At 39.6% G+C, this 20,400-nt stretch carries 21 protein-coding genes and 2 tRNA genes; 7 read left to right on the forward strand and 16 right to left on the reverse strand.

Annotation, left to right across the window (positions count from 1 at the left end; all coding sequences use genetic code 11):
* Nucleotides 1-343: 343 nt before the first annotated feature.
* A tRNA-Leu gene (locus CWB66_RS11260) sits at nucleotides 344-428 on the reverse strand.
* Between the two features lie 281 nt (nucleotides 429-709).
* Between CWB66_RS11260 and CWB66_RS11265 the strand changes: the two genes are divergently transcribed.
* Nucleotides 710-1,204, forward strand: a complete 495-nt coding sequence (locus CWB66_RS11265; RefSeq protein ID WP_138585451.1) for an RDD family protein — start codon at nucleotides 710-712, stop codon at nucleotides 1,202-1,204.
* Nucleotides 1,205-1,301: 97 nt separating this feature from the next.
* Here CWB66_RS11265 and lptG read toward each other — a convergent pair whose 3' ends face one another.
* Both lptG and lptF read right to left on the reverse strand, forming a co-directional pair.
* Entirely contained in the window at nucleotides 1,302-2,369 is a 1,068-nt protein-coding gene (gene lptG, locus CWB66_RS11270) for an LPS export ABC transporter permease LptG (protein WP_138585452.1), read from the reverse strand.
* Nucleotides 2,366-3,478, reverse strand: coding sequence for an LPS export ABC transporter permease LptF (gene lptF, locus CWB66_RS11275; protein ID WP_077537066.1), 1,113 nt, complete (start codon nucleotides 3,476-3,478; stop codon nucleotides 2,366-2,368). The genes lptG and lptF overlap by 4 nt, the downstream gene beginning before the upstream one ends.
* A gap of 284 nt (nucleotides 3,479-3,762) precedes the next feature.
* Between lptF and pepA the strand changes: the two genes are divergently transcribed.
* From pepA to CWB66_RS11290, 3 genes are all read left to right on the forward strand, one after another.
* Nucleotides 3,763-5,274 carry a leucyl aminopeptidase gene (gene pepA / locus CWB66_RS11280; protein ID WP_138585453.1) on the forward strand — a complete coding sequence of 504 codons (1,512 nt, stop codon included), beginning with the start codon at nucleotides 3,763-3,765 and terminating at the stop codon, nucleotides 5,272-5,274.
* 158 nt (nucleotides 5,275-5,432) lie between these two features.
* The gene (locus CWB66_RS11285; RefSeq protein WP_138585454.1) at nucleotides 5,433-5,879 is read left to right on the forward strand and encodes a DNA polymerase III subunit chi; all 447 of its coding nucleotides are present in this window, start codon (nucleotides 5,433-5,435) and stop codon (nucleotides 5,877-5,879) included.
* A gap of 60 nt (nucleotides 5,880-5,939) precedes the next feature.
* Entirely contained in the window at nucleotides 5,940-8,795 is a 2,856-nt protein-coding gene (locus CWB66_RS11290) for a valine--tRNA ligase (protein WP_138585455.1), read from the forward strand.
* A gap of 112 nt (nucleotides 8,796-8,907) precedes the next feature.
* Here the strand turns inward: CWB66_RS11290 and CWB66_RS11295 are convergent, their stop codons facing one another.
* On the reverse strand, nucleotides 8,908-10,185 hold the full coding sequence (locus CWB66_RS11295; protein WP_138585456.1) for an outer membrane protein transport protein: 1,278 nt from the start codon (nucleotides 10,183-10,185) through the stop codon (nucleotides 8,908-8,910).
* 284 nt (nucleotides 10,186-10,469) lie between these two features.
* Here CWB66_RS11295 and CWB66_RS11300 point away from each other — a divergent pair, with 284 nt between their 5' ends.
* Nucleotides 10,470-10,793: a hypothetical protein gene (locus tag CWB66_RS11300; RefSeq protein WP_077537062.1), complete on the forward strand. Its 324-nt coding sequence runs from the start codon at nucleotides 10,470-10,472 to the stop codon at nucleotides 10,791-10,793.
* Here the strand turns inward: CWB66_RS11300 and CWB66_RS11305 are convergent.
* A complete protein-coding gene (locus CWB66_RS11305) occupies nucleotides 10,753-11,982 on the reverse strand; it encodes an HD-GYP domain-containing protein (protein WP_077537061.1) in 1,230 nt (409 codons plus the stop codon). The genes CWB66_RS11300 and CWB66_RS11305 overlap by 41 nt on opposite strands.
* A gap of 172 nt (nucleotides 11,983-12,154) precedes the next feature.
* A tRNA-Arg gene (locus tag CWB66_RS11310) sits at nucleotides 12,155-12,229 on the reverse strand.
* Between the two features lie 248 nt (nucleotides 12,230-12,477).
* Between CWB66_RS11310 and CWB66_RS11315 the strand changes: the two genes are divergently transcribed.
* Entirely contained in the window at nucleotides 12,478-12,660 is a 183-nt protein-coding gene (locus tag CWB66_RS11315; protein ID WP_077537060.1) for a helix-turn-helix domain-containing protein, read from the forward strand.
* Here the strand turns inward: CWB66_RS11315 and CWB66_RS11320 are convergent.
* The 3 genes from CWB66_RS11320 to CWB66_RS11330 are packed head-to-tail and all read right to left on the reverse strand — an operon-like array spanning nucleotide 12,657 to nucleotide 14,381.
* Entirely contained in the window at nucleotides 12,657-13,469 is an 813-nt protein-coding gene (locus CWB66_RS11320; RefSeq protein ID WP_138585457.1) for a phosphotransferase, read from the reverse strand. The genes CWB66_RS11315 and CWB66_RS11320 overlap by 4 nt on opposite strands.
* Before the next feature lie 3 nt (nucleotides 13,470-13,472).
* On the reverse strand, nucleotides 13,473-14,090 hold the full coding sequence (gene pnuC, locus CWB66_RS11325) for a nicotinamide riboside transporter PnuC (RefSeq protein WP_138585458.1): 618 nt from the start codon (nucleotides 14,088-14,090) through the stop codon (nucleotides 13,473-13,475).
* Nucleotides 14,091-14,129: 39 nt separating this feature from the next.
* A complete protein-coding gene (locus tag CWB66_RS11330) occupies nucleotides 14,130-14,381 on the reverse strand; it encodes a hypothetical protein (protein ID WP_138585459.1) in 252 nt (83 codons plus the stop codon).
* Between the two features lie 271 nt (nucleotides 14,382-14,652).
* Between CWB66_RS11330 and CWB66_RS11335 the strand changes: the two genes are divergently transcribed.
* Nucleotides 14,653-14,892, forward strand: a complete 240-nt coding sequence (locus CWB66_RS11335; RefSeq protein ID WP_077537056.1) for a DUF2960 domain-containing protein — start codon at nucleotides 14,653-14,655, stop codon at nucleotides 14,890-14,892.
* Nucleotides 14,893-14,924: 32 nt separating this feature from the next.
* Here CWB66_RS11335 and alr read toward each other — a convergent pair whose 3' ends face one another.
* From alr to rpsR, 7 genes are all read right to left on the reverse strand, one after another.
* On the reverse strand, nucleotides 14,925-16,004 hold the full coding sequence (gene alr / locus CWB66_RS11340) for an alanine racemase (RefSeq protein ID WP_138585460.1): 1,080 nt from the start codon (nucleotides 16,002-16,004) through the stop codon (nucleotides 14,925-14,927).
* On the reverse strand, nucleotides 16,004-17,383 hold the full coding sequence (dnaB, locus tag CWB66_RS11345; protein WP_077537054.1) for a replicative DNA helicase: 1,380 nt from the start codon (nucleotides 17,381-17,383) through the stop codon (nucleotides 16,004-16,006). The genes alr and dnaB overlap by 1 nt, the downstream gene beginning before the upstream one ends.
* A gap of 112 nt (nucleotides 17,384-17,495) precedes the next feature.
* Nucleotides 17,496-18,434: a DUF4097 family beta strand repeat-containing protein gene (locus tag CWB66_RS11350; RefSeq protein ID WP_138585461.1), complete on the reverse strand. Its 939-nt coding sequence runs from the start codon at nucleotides 18,432-18,434 to the stop codon at nucleotides 17,496-17,498.
* Nucleotides 18,435-18,443: 9 nt separating this feature from the next.
* Nucleotides 18,444-18,926: a hypothetical protein gene (locus CWB66_RS11355; protein ID WP_138585462.1), complete on the reverse strand. Its 483-nt coding sequence runs from the start codon at nucleotides 18,924-18,926 to the stop codon at nucleotides 18,444-18,446.
* On the reverse strand, nucleotides 18,913-19,461 hold the full coding sequence (locus tag CWB66_RS11360; RefSeq protein ID WP_138585463.1) for an RNA polymerase sigma factor: 549 nt from the start codon (nucleotides 19,459-19,461) through the stop codon (nucleotides 18,913-18,915). Before CWB66_RS11360 ends, CWB66_RS11355 begins: the two co-directional genes overlap by 14 nt.
* Before the next feature lie 219 nt (nucleotides 19,462-19,680).
* Nucleotides 19,681-20,133: a 50S ribosomal protein L9 gene (rplI, locus tag CWB66_RS11365; protein WP_138585464.1), complete on the reverse strand. Its 453-nt coding sequence runs from the start codon at nucleotides 20,131-20,133 to the stop codon at nucleotides 19,681-19,683.
* A 35-nt stretch (nucleotides 20,134-20,168) separates the two neighbouring features.
* A complete protein-coding gene (gene rpsR, locus CWB66_RS11370) occupies nucleotides 20,169-20,396 on the reverse strand; it encodes a 30S ribosomal protein S18 (protein WP_007378475.1) in 228 nt (75 codons plus the stop codon).
* Between the last annotated feature and the right edge of the window lie 4 nt (nucleotides 20,397-20,400).

The raw sequence follows: 20,400 nt of genomic DNA on the forward strand, positions 1-20,400 counted from the left end.
AGCTATATTCAGCGCAAACTGCGTTGAATTTACTTGCAATAGGCCAGCTATTGACGCGTAAATTCGCCTTGTTTTCACTGAAAATCTCTGGCTAGAGAAAATGAATTTAAATATCACCATAATTCAATGTGTTAGTGAATCTCTTAACCAGAGCTCAGGTTAAATACTATTATTCTATTTGAGTCCATTTAAAAGCAAAGGCTGCTAATATTTAGATGATACGATCGGGGACAATAATAAAAATGAAAATACCGATAAAAAATCCGTTTATAGTGAGTTAAAAATAAAACCTAAATTTCAGACATAAAAAAACCCCGACCAATTTGGTCGGGGTTATAAAAAGTGGTACCAGCGGGCGGACTCGAACCGCCACTCCTTTCGGAAGGGGATTTTGAATCCCCCATGTCTACCAATTTCATCACGCTGGCATAATTTTTCTTTGAACTTCTAAGTAGTAGAAGATAAAGAAAAACCACTTTAGAGCTAAGGATTATTTATTTGCCTTCGTCTCTATGCCAAGCATTATACAAACAATAAGGTTGGCAGCAAGCGTTTTATCGCATTACGACAATCAACCGCTTAACATTTGAGCAATCATTAACATTTAAAGATAAGCATACGCACAGGTGTTACTGCAACGTCTATAGATCCTAGTATTTATGAGCTTATTTGCTAAACTAGCGCGCATATTAATAGTGAGAGTGTATTTATGTCAGGTGAGTTTTCTCGTGCAAGTTTTTGGCGGCGTTTTGCGTCTTTGATTTACGACGCTTTAGTTGTAATTTCCTTATCTATGCTTACGGCTATACTTTACTTTGCGGTAATTCAGGGCTTAATTGCATTAGACTTTATTGCTCAGACGGATGATCCTGCTGCTTTTATCCAAGACTCGCCACTGCTATACGGAATTAGAAGTGCGCTATTTGTAGGTATTAACGTTTTCTTTTTTGCATATTTTTGGACTAAAAGCGGCCAAACTATTGGAATGCGCGCATGGCGTTTAAAAGTACAAACGCTCGAAGGTAATCTTATTAGCTGGCCTCAAGCAATTGTACGCTGCGTAAGCTCCTTGCTTGGTTTGGGTAATTTAGTCGTGTTAGTTGATTTAAAAAATAAAAAAGCATTACAAGATTATGTATCTAAAACTGAAGTTATTGCATTAACAAAAGAAGAGAACAAACGTGTTTATCGAGAGCTTGATTAATCTCAACAGTGGGGTTAAACAAATATTAAAAAGCGTGACAATTTGATTTGGTCACGCTTTTTTTGTTTAGGCGAAATGCTCTGCTATATATCAAACATTAGACTCGTTTATTCATTAAGTAAGTTGCAAAACCTATAAATATGATACTTGGCAATACGGCCCCCACAAAGGCAGGAATTTGATAAACCATTACCACAGGGCCAAATATTTCATTTGTTAAATGAAATACAATACCAGTTACAACTCCCATAATGATGCGAGCCCCCATGGTAACCGTGCGCAGTGGACCGAATATAAACGACAGTGCTACAAGCAACATTACAGCTATAGATATTGGCTGCATAAGCTTACGCCAAAGCGCTAGTTCATAAGTACTTGTATCTTGCTCATTCTGTTTTAAATAACCTAAATACGACCATAAACCAGAAAACGATAACGATTCAGGTTTTACCGATACAACCCCTAATTTTTCGGCGGTTAATTGTGAAGCGTAAAACTCTTCAGCAACTTGTTCCGTCGTGATCTGTTCATCCGTTATTATCACCTTTTTTATATCACGTAGTAACCAACCTTGATTTCTGCTGACCGCATTGTTAGCTTTTGTTATCTGAGTTAGGTCTAACGACTTATTAAAGTGATACATATGCACACCGTGCAGCATTCCATTTTGGTCAACATCTTCTATATTAATAAAGTTATTACCATCTTTAGCCCATACACCTTTTTGCGCATTAAATACGTCACCACCATGAATTGCGTGATTGCGCATTTCTTTTGCATGTAACTGTGCTTCGGGAGCGCCCCACTCACCAAGCGCCATCATACAAATAGCCATAAAAACGGCGGTTTTCATCACAGATACAATAATTTGAAAGCGCGACATGCCTGCAGCTTGCATAACCACCAGCTCACTATTAGAAGCAAGAGCCCCTAGTCCTGTTAAGCCACCTATGAGTGCTGCCATAGGGAAAAAAACAACTAAATCACCAGGAATGGTATAGATGGTATAAAGCATTGCAGTCATTAAATCATAACTTCCACGCCCTACTGACTTTAACTGTTCGATGAATTTGATAAGGGTGCTAATACCCGCCAAGACCAATAAAGCAAAGCCTGTTGTTTGTAAAATACTGCGACCTAAGTACCAATCAAGCGTTTTCATCATGAACCTAGCTCCCGTTTAATTACAACAGCTTTGAGCCAAGCACCAAGCGGCCTCCCTTTAATAATTAACAGTCCGCCAATGAACAGGGCACTTAAGTGGATCCACCATAAGCCAATTGAGGGAGGAATTTTTCCATCTTCAACAGCAAACTTCCCCGCATTAAGTAAAATAAAATACCCTAAATACAAACCAATAGCCGGCACCAACTTGGCAAACTTACCTTGTCTAGGGTTCACCACACTAAGTGGCACAGCTAGCAAAGTAAGCAATGGAATAGAAAGGGGGATAGCTAGTCGCCATTGCCACTGCGCAATCGATTCGGGTGTATTGATTTTGAGTAATTGATTGGTAGGTACTGCTTCTAGTTTACGGCGTTGATGCTCTATTTCTTGCTCGCGGATTTGCACACTGTACCCGTCAAATTCAGTTAAGTTAAGCGCTGGCGTTGAGCCATCAGTTTCGTATCGTTTACCATCAGTAAGTACCAGTTGTTGCTCGCCACTTAATGCCTCGACTACAACACCTTGCTCTGCGTATACTAGGCGCGCTAAGTCGTCTTTTTCGTTATTAGGTAATTGCGCTACAAATACTTTGTTTAATTCTTTACCGCCATTTTCAATGTTGTGAATAAACACCACAGCTTTTTCGTTGCCGGTTTCTTGAAATCGCCCTGCCCTGAGCGCAGACAAACCAGCATCGGCTTTAGCTTGTTCTTTTAATTGATACTCTTGTTCACTTGCCCATGGTGCTATATACATAGTGAGTGCTGCGGCTAAAAATGCCAACCCAGCACTTGATATAAGTGTTACGCGTACAACGTACCACTCACTTACGCCGCAGGCTTTAAGTACAGTCATTTCGCTATCTGCATAAATGCGGCTGTAAGCCAAAATAATGCCTAAAAATATACTCAGCGGAAGTATTAAAGATGCTAATTGCGGTAATTTCAGAGCAATCATCGACAAGACTAATTTGGCGGGGATACTGCCTTCAGAGGCATCACCTAAAATAACAACTAACTTTTGCGACAAAAATATTGTCATTAAAGTTAAAAATACGGCGACCTGCGATTTTAAAACCTCAGCGGTCAAATAACGGAAAATTAGCAATGCTCGCCCCTGTTAAACATGAAATTTCACTACAATAGTGAGTGTTGAATCGTAAAATAGCTATTTTACGCAGTTGGTACTGGCAAATAGGCTATTATTATAAGCCATCAAAAATAATTATCCTACCTAAGTGCACGATATAATGTTGCATTAGTAGCCCTTAAACATATAAAGTTCAATTACACAGTAAGAGTCTAGCAAAATCGGCTAATATTAGAGTTATTAGACAAAATTTTTTTTAGCCCCTATTTAATAGCTTAATTGACTCAAAACCAGGAGTAACAATGGAATTTAGCGTAAAAAGTGGTAGCCCAGAAAAACAACGCAGCGCATGTATTGTAGTTGGCGTTTACGAGCCACGTAGGTTATCCCCCATTGGTGAACAACTCGATAAAATCAGTGATGGTTATATCTCAAATTTACTTCGCCGTGGCGATTTAGAAGGTAAACCAGGTCAAGTTTTATTATTGCATCATGTACCTAATGTATTAAGCGAGCGCATACTGCTTGTAGGCTGTGGTAAAGAGCGCGAACTTGACGACAAACAATATAAACAAATTATTTCTAAAACAATAAATACTTTAAATGATACCGGCTCGATGGAAGCGGTATGCTTTTTAACAGAGCAGCATGTTAAAGGTCGCGATACATACTGGAAAGTACGCCAAGCGGTAGAAACTACACAAGATTGTTTATATACGTTTAACCAGTTAAAAAGCAAAAAAGTAGATCCTCGCCGTCCACTTCGTAAAATGGTGTTTAACGTGCCAACGCGTCGCGAACTTACTATTGGTGAAAGTGCGATTGAGCATGGCTTAGCTATTGCTGCAGGTAGCAAGTTATGTAAAGACGTAGCTAACATGCCACCAAACATTTGTAATCCTGCGTATTTAGGCGAGCAAGCACAAGAGCTGGCAAGCAATTTTGACAACATTACTGTTGATCTTATAGGTGAAGAGCAAATGGCAGAACTAGGTATGAACTCATACCTAGCTGTTGGTCGTGGCAGCGTTAACGAATCAGTTATGTCAATTATTAACTATAAAGGCGCAGCCGACGATCAAGCGCCTATTGTTCTTGTTGGTAAGGGTTTAACGTTCGACTCAGGCGGTATTTCATTAAAACCTGGCGAAGGCATGGACGAAATGAAATATGACATGGGTGGCGCTGCAGGTGTTATTGGTGCAATGCGCGCATTAGCACAAATGCAATTACCTATTAATGTGATAGGTATTTTAGCGGGTTGTGAAAACATGCCTGGCCCAAATGCTTATCGTCCTGGTGATATTTTAACAACTATGTCAGGGCAAACGGTTGAAGTGTTAAACACCGATGCCGAAGGCCGTTTAGTGTTATGTGATGCGTTAACGTACGTTGAACGCTTTGACCCAGATACTGTAATTGATGTAGCAACGCTTACAGGTGCATGTATTGTAGCCCTTGGCGCGCATGCAACGGGTTTGCTGTCAAATCATAACCCTCTGGCACACGACTTATTAAAAGCCTCTGAGCAAAGTGGCGACCGTGCGTGGCAGTTACCGCTGTGGGATGATTATCAAGATCAACTAGACAGCCCATTTGCTGACTTTACTAACTTAGGTGGACGCTCTGCAGGCACTATTACTGCGGCATGTTTTTTATCTAAGTTTACTAAAAAGTACAACTGGGCGCATTTAGATGTAGCCGGTACAGCATGGAAAAGTGGTGCTAAAAAAGGTGCTACCGGCCGCCCTGTCCCTATGCTTACTCAGTATTTATTAAATAGAGCAGGTGTGAGCGAAGCCGCTCAAGATTAAAGTGAACATTTAACTTTAAAGCTGTTTATAAGGCGCCGTTTGGCGCCTTATTTATTTGCGTATTAATTGAAGCAAAACGCGTTATATGGCAAAATCTGCCTCTTAATTTATGTGTATCAACTTAGTGCGCATTTAATGTGATGGGAAACCCCGATACAATGAACATGAACGCCAAATTTTTCGTTCTAAAACAGCAAGATGAATCGTTGGCAAAGCCAGGTGATCATTTTGCTTTGGCAGCACAAATTGCAGCCGAACAGTATCGAAATGGTCAACGTGTATTTATTTGTGTAGATAACAACGAGACCGCCTGTGCCATTGATGAAATAATTTGGGCATTCGATCCCGACAGTTTTGTGCCTCACAACCTGCAAGGCGAAGGCCCTAAAGGCGGCGCGCCGGTAGAAATTGGCATCACACCTCCTGTTGGTAATCGTAAAGTTTTAATTAATTTGGCTAATAACTTACCGGATTTTATCCGTCGATTTAACCAAGTTTTTGATTTTGTACCCGTAGAACCCGTTGCTAAGCAAGCTGCTCGCGAGCGCTTTAAAAAGCTGCGCCAACTCGGTGCCAATATCACCACGCAAGATATTAATAACTAAAAACACCTTTAGTTAAATAGCTAACCAACTAATTTAAGTACTTATTTAAGGTTCTGTGTAATGGATAAAACCTACAATCCGCAAGATATTGAACAGTCTCTATACCAAGACTGGGAACAAAAAGGCTACTTTAAGCCATCTGGCCAAGGCACCCCATATTCAATTATGATCCCGCCGCCAAATGTCACTGGTAGCTTACACATGGGCCACGCTTTCCAAGATACAATAATGGATACCCTAACGCGTTTTAAACGTATGCAAGGTAACAACACATTATGGCAAGTAGGTACTGACCACGCAGGTATTGCAACGCAAATGTTGGTTGAGCGTAAACTGCATGCTGAAGAAGGTAAAACACGCCACGATTTGGGCCGCGAAGATTTTATTAATAAAATCTGGGAATGGAAAAAAGAATCAGGCGGCACTATCACTAAACAACTTCGTCGCCTTGGCGCATCGGTTGATTGGGATCGTGAACGTTTTACAATGGATGATGGTTTATCTGAAGCCGTTAAAGAAGTGTTTGTACGCCTTCATAAAGAAAATCTAATTTATCGAGGCAAACGCCTAGTAAACTGGGATCCTAAATTACACACTGCTATTTCTGATCTTGAAGTTGAAAACAAAGATAAACAAGGCCACATGTGGAACTTACGTTACCCACTGGCTGATGGCGTTACAACGCAAGATGGAAAAGGCTACATTGTAGTAGCAACAACTCGCCCAGAAACTATGCTGGGTGACTCGGGTGTTGCAGTAAACCCAGATGACGAGCGCTATACTGATTTAATCGGTAAAGACATTTTATTACCCATCGTTAATCGTCGTATTAAAATAGTTGCTGATGAACATGCCGATAAAGATAAAGGCACGGGCTGTGTAAAAATAACGCCAGCGCACGACTTTAACGATAACGAAGTGGGCAAGCGTCATCAAATGCCGATGATCAACATTTTCGATAAAGATGCCGCTATTCTTACCCAAGGTGAAACATACACCTTTGACGGTAAAGAGCTTGAGTTTGATGCACCAATTCCAGAGCGCTTGCACGGACTTGATCGTTTTGCTGCGCGAAAAGCAATTGTGGCTGAATTTGAAGAACTTGGCCTACTTGAAAAAATTGAAGATCATGGTTTAACGGTTCCTTACGGCGACCGCTCTGGTGTGGTAATTGAGCCACTGCTTACCGACCAATGGTATGTACGTGTTGCACCACTTGCTGAACCTGCAAAAGACGCAGTTAAAAATGGCGACATTCAATTTGTACCTAAGCAATACGAAAACATGTACTTCTCGTGGATGAACGACGTACAAGATTGGTGTATTTCACGCCAGCTTTGGTGGGGTCACCGCATCCCAGCTTGGTACGACAATGAAGGCAACGTATTTGTTGGTCGCGACGAAGCTGAAGTACGCCGTGAAAACAATATTGCAGACAGCGTAACGCTAAGCCAAGACGAAGACGTACTTGATACGTGGTTCTCATCAGCGCTTTGGACGTTCTCTACACAAGGTTGGCCAGAAAACACCGATGATTTAAAAACCTTCCACCCGTCTGACGTGTTGGTTACTGGTTTTGATATTATTTTCTTCTGGGTTGCGCGCATGATTATGATGACGCTGCACTTTGTAAAAGACGAAAATGGCAAGCCACAAGTTCCGTTTAAGACCGTGTATGTAACTGGCTTAATACGTGACGACAATGGCGATAAAATGTCTAAGTCAAAAGGTAACGTACTTGACCCACTAGACATGATTGACGGCATTGAACTTGAAGACCTAGTACAAAAACGTACTGGTAATATGATGCAGCCAAAACTTGCCGCTAAAATCGAAAAAGATACGCGTAAAGTATTTGCAGGCGGTATTGAAGCACACGGCACCGACGCCCTTCGCTTTACCCTTGCTGCAATGGCATCTACCGGTCGTGATATTAACTGGGATATGAACCGCCTTGAAGGTTACCGTAACTTCTGTAACAAATTATGGAACGCGAGCCGTTACGTATTAATGAACACAGAAGAGCAAGATTGTGGTTTTGTAAACGGTGCTCAAACAGAGCTTTCATTAGCTGACCGCTGGATTTTAGGTCAATACGAAGCTACCGTTAAAACCTATACTGAGCACCTAGATAACTACCGTTTTGACTTAGCTGCTAACACGCTTTACGAATTCACTTGGAACCAGTTCTGTGATTGGTACTTAGAGCTTACTAAACCAGTATTGTTTAAAGGTTCTGAGGCACAGCAACGTGGTACACGTAATACACTTATTACCGTACTTGAAAGCTTACTGCGTTTAATGCACCCAATGATGCCATACATCACTGAAACTATTTGGCAACGTGTTGCACCACTTGCTGGCCTTGAAACAGCAGGCACCAGTATTATGGTTCAGCCGTTCCCTGTATATAATGAAGCAAGCGTTGATGCTAAAGCGATGGAAGACTTAGAATGGGTTAAACAATTCATTTTAGCTATTCGTAATATTCGCGGTGAAATGGATATTAGTCCAAGTAAACCACTTAGCGTATTACTTGCTAATGCATCAAGCGACGACGTGCGCCGTATTGAAGAAAACAAATCATTTTTAGCATCACTTGCAAAAATTGAAGAGTTTACAATGCTTGAAAATAAAGATGATGCACCAGCATGTGCCACGTCTTATGTTAGCAACCTTGAAATTATGATCCCAATGGCTGGCTTAATTGACGTAGAAGCCGAGCTTTCACGTATTAATAAGCAACTCGAAAAAGCCGAAAAAGGCCTAGCACAAGTGCAAAACAAACTCGCTAACGAAAAGTTTGTAAACAACGCACCTGAAGCAGTGCTTGCTAAAGAAAATGCAAAACTAGCTGAGTTTAGCGATGCTAAAACTAAGCTACTTGAGCAAAAAACTAAAATAGAAAGTTTATAAACTTTCATAAAATGCCTATTAACATCATTTAATAGGCATTAAAAAAGCCGCTCACTTTAATGAAGTGAGCGGCTTTTTTGTGCCCTGTGATTAACCACAAGACACTTCTACATTAAAATTTGTAGTTGTACTGAGCACCAATTAGCACTGCATGACCTTTTGATTCAAAAGACCACTCAGAACCCAGCTTATCTTCTTCAGTGAAGTTTTGTGTTTTACCACGAAGTACGCTCACACCTAAATCGACATTTGAATTTTTATCGATTGTGTAATTACCACCAAACGAGAACCAAAAACGATCAGTATCTGGAATCGAGATTGATAAGTGTGTTTGTGATACAGGCGACTCATCAAATGCAACACCTGCACGTAGTAATATGTTTTCATTCAACTGGTAGTCTGAGCCAATTGAATAACGCATTGAATCAGAAAAATCTTCTGTTTTTTCAAATGCACTAAACTTATTACCTGTTGGTGATGTTACTTGTGCTTCTAATGAATCAAAGCTGCTCCAGCCTGTCCATAATACACTGTAGTGAAGGCCTAATTTGTCATCAAGTTGGTGTGAACCAGAGAACTCAGCAATTGCTGGTAGTGTAATTTCAACAGAGCCAGGTAGTACTAACTTTCCATCTAAGCCACCAGGGATAAATGCTGAAGGAAGCTCATTAGAGTAATCGCCTTCAAAAGTAATATCTGTTTCTGTACGGTAGTTAAAACCAAAACGGCTATTTTCATCTAATTGATACATTAAGCCAATATTTAAACCGTAGCCCACATCATCACCTTCAAGATTTACAGCATCAGCTGAAGCAGGGATCGGTAATGGAGAAGCACCAAACTTACGAATAATTTTTGCTTCAGCGTAAACGGCGTTTAAGCCAACACCAAAACTAAACTGTTCACTTACTTTGTAAGCAACGCTGGCATTCATGTTAACAGTTAAAATTTCAGTTTCACCTGCAATTTGGCCTGCTGCATAATCGTTATCAAATTCAGTCGCTAGACCAAAATTAGAAAAAACACCAAAACCAACAGATACTTTATCGTTAACTGGCATCGTAAAGTAACCAGCAGGAACAATCGCACTTGGCACAATGCTATCTTCATCTAATACACTTGCTTGTAAACCGTTGTTTGTACCAGTTCCTTCAAGGCTTACATCAGGGATAACCCCAATCGCTGCAACACTGAATTGCTTGTTTTTGAATAATGTCATTAGCGCTGGGTTACGAGCAACTACAGACGCATCATCTGCAATAGAGGCTTCACCTGCATATGCGCGGCCTAGACCTGATGCATTATGTTCTGCAAGTTGGAATGCGGCAGCAAATGTATCTGCCGAAACAAATGCCAGCGATGCTGCAATTAGAGTTTTAGTAAATTTCATTGTTGTGTCCTTAACCAAACGAACTGTTTGGGTAGCTATGTGTGTTGTTATTAAGATTTAAAACTCGAGTACACTACCTTAATTTTTTGTAAAAAACCCTAGTAACACGTCACAAAACATCAAAAAACATGATTTTTAACGACATTATAACAACTTATTAAAACTCATCGGATGAGAAATGTGCTATTAGAGTATAAGCTCTAAATGTAACTAATTATCATTTAGATTGACTTGAAATCTATTGCAATTTACACTCCTTTAAAAATCGCAAAGGAAATAAAATCGTGATCATTTCACTCATTATAGGTGGCCTTATTTTTTGCGGTGTAAGTGTGTTTTGTTTTTATAAAGCAAATTACTGTGCCTGCACGCGTGCAGGTCAATGTGATAATCCGGTAAATCATTATTGGGTAGGCGCTATGTTTAGCGCATTAATTTCTCTTGCACTATGCTGCTTAGCGTTACATGTAGAATGGGGAACTTTATTGTGGTTAATACTTATGGGAAGCTGTTTCTTAGGCGCATTTATTTCAAGTAAACAATATCAATATAAGCAATGTAAAAAGACTACTCAAGCAAGTGCTCTTTTAACAAACGAGATAAGTTAATTTTATAGTCTAATGGTTTAACACTGGCTAAAATTTTAAGATCTTGAGTGTTATCACTTAAATCAATATCTTTAGGGGTAACATGATGATTATGCTTTGCATTGTAGAACAGTTTTACTTTCGGCTTAATTGGATTCGATTTATTACCCTCTAACACCAACGCCAATCGTTCATTTGTAAGCTTCACAATAGTACCCACTGGATGCACCCCTAAGCACTTAATAAAGTGCTGCACTAATTCGGCATCAAACATCTGCTTGTTAGCCAGCAGATAACGCAGAGCATTAATAGGTTCATCCCCGTCTTGATGATGTCGATCGGCAGTCATTGCATCATACACATCGACAATCGCCATAATGCGGGCAGGACGACTTAGGTTTTCAGCTTTAATAGCACGAGGATAACCAGACCCATCTAAACGCTCATGGTGATTTATTATCATATCAAGCATCAGTGGCGTTATTCCTTTAACTCCCTTAACTAAACCTAAGCTTTGCGAAACATGCTTTTTAATTACTGTAAGCTCATTTTTTGTAACTGGAGTTGGTTTTGAAAATATACCTTGAGGTAATTTAGCATGACCCAAATCATGCAATAATGCCCCCATTGCAAATTCTTGCACTAACGACTCTTCATACCCCAAATACTTTGCAAATACAGCCGTAAAAATAGCGCAGTTGATCATGTGTCGCCAGTTGTAGCTATGCTTATCTTTAATACGTGTAAGAATAGTCATAGCATTTGGATTACGAAAAACTGAGGCAACTATTTCTGTTACTATTTCATCGAGCATATTCAAGTTAAGTGTTAAACCTGAGGTTAAATCCCCATACAAAGCTTGTAGCTTTCTATTATGTTGATCGTAATTAACACTTGCCTTAGCAAACTCTTGTTTTACGGTTACGCCCGACTGTAAATTATCAGCCTCCTCTGCCTCTTTCGCCTTTTTACTTTCAACAACTTTAGGCTCTACTTTCGGCTTGTACTTAACAGGTATTGCTGCATCGCCTTTTTCAAAGTCGATAATGAGCTCTAAGACCCCTTCAGCCACCAAGCGATCAATAATAGAGCGACTTCGTACTAATCCACTTGTCTTAATTTTTATGCTATCAATCCCTTCATGTTGCTTTGCAACACTATCAACATACATGCCGGGAGTAATCTCTGATATGGGTAAGGTGATCAGCATAAAAGTGGGGGTTTCTAAATTTAAGGAATATGCACCTTAAATATCATTATTTAACCCTAAAAGTCTACTCTTTGAGTTATTCTCAATAACATATGACTAAAAAGGATTATTAATATGACGAGTATTTTAAATAAGATCTTGGAAATATAATTGGCAAGGGATACAAAGCAAATGGCGCTCTCGGTAGGGATCGAACCTACAACTCAGCCTCCGGAGGGCCACGTGATATCCATTTCACCACGAGAGCACATTTGTTGCCGCCACACCAACTCGCGATATCAGTGCTTTAGCATGCATAATGATAAAGATATCTTCCGCTAAATACTAGTGCATTTAACTTTAATGCTCATAAATCAAACTATTATAAATAAAATACTTAATAAAGAGGCAAAACCGCGCTATTTTATTATAATATTATAAAAAAACAGTAACGACTTAGTAACAAATTCACTATGATATACAACTAGGTTCTAAAATTAAGACGAGGAAGTAATTATGAGTTTAATGTCAACTGAGCAAGTTGCAGAGTTTTTGGGTGTAAAAGTAGAGCGAGTAAAACGCCTTACTCGAGAAAGTTTATTAATTGCTAAATCACAAGATGAAGACGGCGAACCGCAATTTGACGCAAACGAAGTTGCGAAATATAAAGAATTAGCAGCACGTTTTGGCGGTCTTTAAGACACCATAAGTGTTGTTATTTTATTTAGCTGCGCGCGTAACTCAACTGACTTGTTTTTTATAGCGCGCTGCTCATACCATCCTATGCACAACACTAAATACAATAACTTATAGCAATTAAGCTTATCGATAGATTGAGTGAATTTATTTTTCTTCACGGTGCAATTTTCGTAATCTGCTAATAACGCACGTTCATTCTGCTCACTTAAATTAAAACTAATGGCAAGTGATGCCAGATCGAAATATACATCGTTAGTTTTTGCGTATTCAAAATCAATTAAATACATGCCAGAAGCACTAACAATGATATTCTCTTTAACTAAATCATTATGACAAAACCCTTCATTAAACGGCATGTCAGAAATTACCTTAAGCGTCTTTTCTATTTGCGATTGATATTGTTTGTAAATCGTACTGCGTTGATAAAAAAGTAACTCTTGGGCTATATTCATTAGCGGGGTTTTAACGCAATAGGCATGAACTTGAGCTAGTTTATTAATTAAACTATGCGCAACACTCGTACGTGATTGAGCTGTATCACCTTCTATGTAATCAAACGCAGCACACTGGTTTGCCTTATCGAGCCAAAGAGGTGCAGGGCATATATTAAACTCACTTAAAAAACGCTGTGCTTCAAGCCCTATGGCTGGCCAATGGCTTTTATAACACTTTAATAAATGCCCTTGTTGCTTGGTACGTATTAAAAAATTATCATTGCTAAAGCCATTCAGCAATCGCTCACTTGAAATAACGCTTGCAGGCTCTATAAACGCACTACACATTTTTACTAACTGATGATGCTCAATCATTGATTAAAGCTGTGCTAAAGGCTTTGCTTGGCTCTGCTCATACTCTTCATACCAAGTCTTAAAGCCCCATGCAGCCATAATGGTATAGAATATAAAGAGCGCAAGTGTTGGGTAATAGCCTTTTTCATAATACAAATACATAGAAGCGGCATCAATTACAATCCAGTACAGCCAGTTTTCTAGCACTTTTTTAGCCACTAAGTAAGTAGTAACTACTGCAAAACACGTTGTAAAACTATCAAGATAGGCAAAGTCGGCATGAGTATAGTTTTGCATTATGTAGCCAATTACAATTGCGGCCACGGTTGTTGAGCTAATTAGAACAGCATGGCGATTTATCGACCATGATGTAATATTTAGATTTTCGGCTTTGCCTCTTCGCCACACAATCCAGCCAAATACAGCCATATACATATAGTAAAAATTAAGTAGCGACTCCATTAATAGCGCGCCATTCCAGTACATAATAGTATAAATAAGTGTGCTAAAAAATGCAGCTGGCCAGCACCACAGGCTTTCTTTTATTGCCAGTAGTAAATAGGCTATCGATAGCCCTACCGCAATATATTCCCAGTGCGACATTGCTGTAAAACCACTCAAGGTTTGTGTTAAAAAATCCATAGTGTGCAGTTACCGTTTAATTGTGCCATTTGTTATAAATTATTCAGGCGATAAATCGCCAGAAAGAAACTTGCATACAAAAATAGCTTTACCAAACTCTTCATACGAGCGCTTAATTTCGGTGCTAAGTACTTGCATTACTAAATCGTAATCACCAAAAACTTGAGTCGAGAGTGTATTTGTGATCACTTTTAAATCATCATATTCGTTTAATCGGTCAATAAAGCCTTTAATAAACGGAATGTAATCTTGATGGAGTGGGTATTTGCTGATCTCTACTGATAATTTCATTTTTGACTCTTTATTTTAATTACCAATTGCATTAAATTAGTGGTCTATTATAGCGATAAGAAAATAGCACAATAACAAGGCTAAAATTATGATACATAGTTGTTCTATATAAATAATTTTTAACGTCGTTAGTGAGTTATTTAATTCGCTAGAATGATCATGTTTTTAATAAAATTGGTATTATTACCGATTACAATACGTCATTCAATGCTAGAGCCGTTATTAAATACAGTGTAAAATCGCTGTAACACTCAATTGAAATGAGCTTAATATGGCACGTAGAATAACCTATAAATTTAAAAACGAACCGCGCGAAATTAATTTCGCTAAAGATAAATACCATGACATGTATGAAGCAATTGCTGCTGCCGAAGGTATTGATCTGACTAGTTACTTGAGCATGGTACAGCAAATAGAAATGACCTCAAAAGGGTCTGCTTCTGTGCGTAACTTTCGCGACCAGGAATTTGCCCGCATGGGCTTTAGCGATATTTACTTTATAAAAGAGTAAATATCGTAATACAACTAACTTAGTTAGCTGTATTAACGCTGATACTCATAGCTTACGCGCGGTGTAATATTACATAATAGCTCGTAAGGGATAGTATCAGCGCACATTGCTATTTCTTCTACCGGTAGCTCTGGGCCCCACATAGTGACTCTGTCGCCTACTTTAATATTGTGCTCATTAGCACCTATATCTACGCTAATCATGTCCATAGCTACACTTCCCACAATACCATAACGTTGCTTACCTATTATAACTGGCGTGCCCTCTTTAGCATGCCGTGGATAACCATCACCATAGCCCATAGCAACAACGGCTAACTTAGTTGGTTTATCGCTTTTCCAACGCCCACCATACCCTACTGCTTCATTGGCTGGTACATTGCGCACGGCAATTACACGCGTAGTTAAGCGCATAACTGGTTTTAATTTATGTTGTGCACCAATACTATTTGCCATTGGCGATACGCCATACAGCATAAGCCCAGGACGTACCCAATCACCATGGCCGCTTGGCCATGCAATAATACCGGCAGAGTTTGATAAACAATGCGCTTGGTCAATGCCATTCACTAAATTATCAAACGAGGTGATTTGTTGAACCGTTTTCGCATTATCAACATCATCAGCACACGAAAAGTGAGTCATTAAATTAACCGTATTTTTAGCATTAGGTGTTTTTTGAAGACGGCTATAAAATTCATCAAATTGCTCTGGCGCAATACCTAATCGATGCATACCTGTATTTACTTTTAACCAGCATGTTATTGGTGCATCAAGCTTTGCTTTTTCAAGCGCGGCTAATTGGTATTCATCGTGAATAATAGTTTGAAAGTTGTTGGCGAGCAAAATAGGTAAATCGGCTTTGTTAAAAAAGCCTTCTAGTAAAACTATTGGCTTTGTTAAGCCCCCAGCTCGCAGAGCTAACGCTTCATCTATCCGCGCCACAGCAAATGCGTCAGCATTATTTAAATGCTGCGCAATCGTTACTAAACCATGCCCGTAAGCGTTTGCTTTTAGCACCGCCATCACTTTGCTGTTAGGTGCAAAACACTTAACTTGCGCTAAATTATGCGCAAGTGCAGCTAAATTAATTTCAGCAGTGGCTAAGCGCATTAGTAATCGTCATCTACCGCTGGTCCCGCATAGTTATCAAAGCGAGAAAATTGACCTTGGAATGTTAAACGCACTTTACCAATTGGCCCATTACGTTGTTTACCTATGATAATTTCAGCAATACCTTTGTCGGTACTATCTTCGTTATAAACTTCGTCACGGTAAATAAACATAATTAAATCGGCATCTTGCTCTATTGACCCTGACTCACGTAAATCTGAGTTAATTGGGCGTTTATCGGCACGTTGCTCAAGCGTTCGGTTAAGCTGCGAAAGCGCGACAACCGGACATTTTAGCTCTTTTGCTAATGCTTTAAGTGAACGCGAAATTTCTGCAATTTCAAGCGTTCGGTTATCAGCAAGGCTTGGTACACGCATTAGCTGCAAGTAATCGACCATGATCATACTAATGCCGCCGTGGTCGCGGGCGATACGCCTTGCACGTGAACGTACATCGGTAGGTGTTAAGCCCGACGCATCATCAACATACATTTTGCCTTTTTCCATCAACAAACCCATGGTTGATGAAAGTCGCGCCCAATCGTCATCATCTAATTGACCTGTACGCACTTTAGTTTGGTTAATACGGCCAAGAGACGCTAACATCCTCATCATAATTTGTTCTGACGGCATCTCTAGCGAGTAAATTAGTACTGGTTTGTCTTGAGTCATCGCGGCATGTTCCGCAAGGTTCATCGCAAAAGTGGTTTTACCCATTGAAGGACGCGCTGCAACAATAATTAAATCGGATGGCTGTAAGCCCGTCGTCATTTTATCAAGATCGGCATACCCAGTACTGACTCCCGTAACACCATCCTGTGGAGATTGATAAAGCTCTTCTATTTTATCAACGGTTTTTTCAAGGATGTTATGAATACTTTGTGGGCCTTCCGTACTTTTTGTACGTTGTTCAGCTATTTTGAATACTTTGCTTTCAGCAAAATCAAGTAAATCGTGACTAGTACGCCCTTCTGTATTAAAACCCGCCTCTGCGATCTCGTTCGCCACGCCAATCATTTCACGTACAACAGCTCGTTCGCGTACAATGCTCGCGTAGGCGTCAATATTCGCAGCACTTGGCGTGTTTTTAGCAATTTCGGCTAAGTAAGCAAAACCACCAATGCCTGCCAATTTATTATTTTTTTCTAAACTTTCAGAAATAGTGATTAAATCGATTGGATCGCCAATCTCAGCAAGCGCCGTCATCGCCTCAAAAATTAACTTATGCGTGCGGGTATAAAAATCCTGTGATACAACAAGCTCAGCTACGCGATCAAAAGCTTGATTATCAAGCATTAAGCCACCTAAAACAGATTGTTCAGCTTCTATTGAATGGGGAGGAACTTTAAGAGTGTCGACTTGCTTATCTGGTTTGGCCATAACTTCACGGTACTAAAATTGAATGGCTCTATTCTATCGACTTGCAGGGGCTGTGCAAATAGAAAAGCAGGAAATCTTTTCCTGCTTTTTGTAATCTAGAAGGGAATAAGTGTTATTTCTTTCTAAGTTCGATTCGTCCGCTAATCGTATCCATTTCAACGTTAGCATTACCACCATTAATGCTAAATTCTAAATCGCTAGCAGGCCCATATTTAGCTTTTTGAACTTTATCACCGCTGAGCTCATTTATTATTTTGCCATTGGCATGAGCTTCAATTTCAAACTTAGCCGATACATCAGCAGGAAAGAAAAATTCCGCGTCGCCACTTACCGATTCAAAACGAACATCGCCCCCTTTTAAAAGCTCTTTAATGCGCACTTCAGCTTCACCATTTACGGTATTAATACGTAAATTTTTAATACTCGATAGAGTAAATTTTATATCACCATTTACGTTTTCAAGACGTACATCAGTTGCAATTGAGTTTGATTTAATATCGCCATTTACAGCGCTAAAACGTAATTCCCCGCTTGACTGTTTATCATTAATTTCGCCATTTACAGTTTCAAATTGAATATTACCACTGAGGTTTTGTGCGTTTACATCACCATTAACACTAGTGAGTTTAATGTTACCGGCTAAATCGCTTGCTGTTATTTCGCCATTAACTACATCGACCTCAGTGCCGTTGTGTAGCTCTTTTGCAGTGACAGATACATTCACACCTGCAAACTCAAGCGCGCTGCTTTTCGGCATAAAAATAGTCAGTTTTGAACCACCGTCATTGTTATCCCAACTTGTTGTATGCGGCATTTTTACAATAAACTGAGTTTTGTTGCCACTCGTTTTAAGCTCATACCCCTGTGCTTTATCATCAAGCACGCCTGATACTTTAAATTCGTTTTTATCCCAACCAGTTATACTTATATCACCACGTTGGTTTTCAATAAAAATAAGACCTTTATTTGGCACCTCCATTTGCTTATCTATTTTTTCACCGGCAAATGCTACAAGTGGTAATAAGCTCAATCCTAATAAAATCGCTTTCATGTTGTTCTCCTAAATATGCTGCCAATGTGGTGCATGCACTTTGTTTATTAAACTAAGTTGTTGTTGATATATTTGCGCTAACATTGTTAGTAGCGCTCGATTTTGTGGTTCATTTTCAAGCGCTTCCTTTATTGCCTGCTCTGCTTCTTCTAGTTCTTGCAATTGCGCCTGCCAATTGGTGGTTAGTGCCTCTTGGTTTTTATATTGCACAAGTAAGCTTTGCTTTTGCTGTGTAAAATAATCACTCATCACCATGACTGGCTGTGGCTCTGAGTTCATAACAAACATGTTTAGTGCTACTAACCCAGCAATCAAACATGCAGCTATTGCTGTTAGCTTTGGCCAAACTCTAGTATTTTTTTGTATAGATTTGTTATTAACAATCGCTCGCTCAACCCCCGTCCACAAGTTTTTGGGAGGCACGATATCTTTATCAAGGGCGTTTAATGACTTGTTTAAATAGTCGTTAAAATTTGGTTTATTCATTTTCATACCACTCTTGTAGTAGCTGCCTAGCTCGATGATATTGCGATTTACTTGAACCAACGGCCATGCCTAATTGTTCGGCTATTTCTTCGTGCCTATAACCTTCAATTGCAAACAACACAAATACCATACGTGCTCGCTCAGGAAGCCTTACTATTAACTTATCGAGACCATTTAAGCCTTTGCAGTCGTTAGCCGAGCGTTCATCCATACCGCTGTGCTCAATACTTACTACTTTTTGTAACCAGTTTTTTTGCTTGCGTAAATAATTAATCGCCACGTTACTGGCAACACTGTAAAGCCAAGTAGAAAACTGCGAGCGCCCGTCAAACTGCGCTATTTTGTGCCATACCTGTACAAACACTTCTTGAGCTGCATCTTCAGCATGTGCTTCATCGGCCAATAAACGCAAACATAAACCGTATACGCGTTTTATATGCAGCTCATAAATAGTAGCGTATGCCACTTGGTCACCCGACTTAACACGCTCAATGAGTGTAGTTTCGCATAAAGGCGTTTGTTCGGGTTTAACGTGTAACATCCGTGATGTCGCCTTTTAATTATTATTATTGAGTTAGTGTATTGATAAGTTAGACGTAATAACAGCTCGAAAAGGTTTAAAGGGAATGAAAAAATAATTGAAGTAAAATGAGATTTGTAGATGGTTTTATTGAACTGTGCCCTTAACTAATGAAGTTAGCCAAATTACAGACACAAAAAAGCCGTGCTAATAGCACGGCTTTTATCGCTTAATTAAAAATTAAGCTTCAGCAATTACGATTACTTTAATAGTAGCCGTTACGTCTGAGTGAACTGAAATTGATACGTCAAATTCACCAGTGTCACGGATAGTGCCTAAAGGTAAACGAACTTCTGACTTAGCAACTTCAACACCAACAGCTGAGATAGCGTCAGCGATGTCACGAGTACCGATTGAACCGAATAACTTACCTTCGTCACCAGCTTTAGATACTAATGTAACTTCTGCTAATGCTTCTAGTTTTTCAGCGCGTGCTTGTGCAGCAACTAACTGGTCAGCGATTTTCGCTTCAAGTTCTGCACGACGAGCGTCAAACGTTTCAATGTTAGCTTTAGTCGCAGGAACTGCCTTACCTTGTGGGAAAAGGAAGTTACGTGCGAAACCAGATTTAACTACAACCTGTTCACCTAGGCTACCTAGGTTAGCGATCTTATCTAGTAGAATAACTTGCATGTTTCTACACCTTTTAAAAACTGTTAATCCGCTGCTTACTTATGTAAGTCAGTGTATGGAAGAAGGGCTAAGTAGCGAGCACGCTTAATAGCAGTTGCTAGCTGGCGCTGAAATTTAGCGCTAGTACCTGTGATACGGCTAGGTACGATTTTGCCACTTTCTGTAACATAGTTTCTAAGAGTAGCTAGATCTTTGTAATCGATTTGTTTTACGCCTTCCGCTTTAAAGCGGCAGAACTTACGACGTCTGAAATAACGTGCCATGAGA

Origin of the sequence: Pseudoalteromonas sp. S558 (assembly GCF_005886635.1) — a bacterium.
Taxonomy (GTDB): Bacteria; Pseudomonadota; Gammaproteobacteria; order Enterobacterales; family Alteromonadaceae; genus Pseudoalteromonas; species Pseudoalteromonas aliena.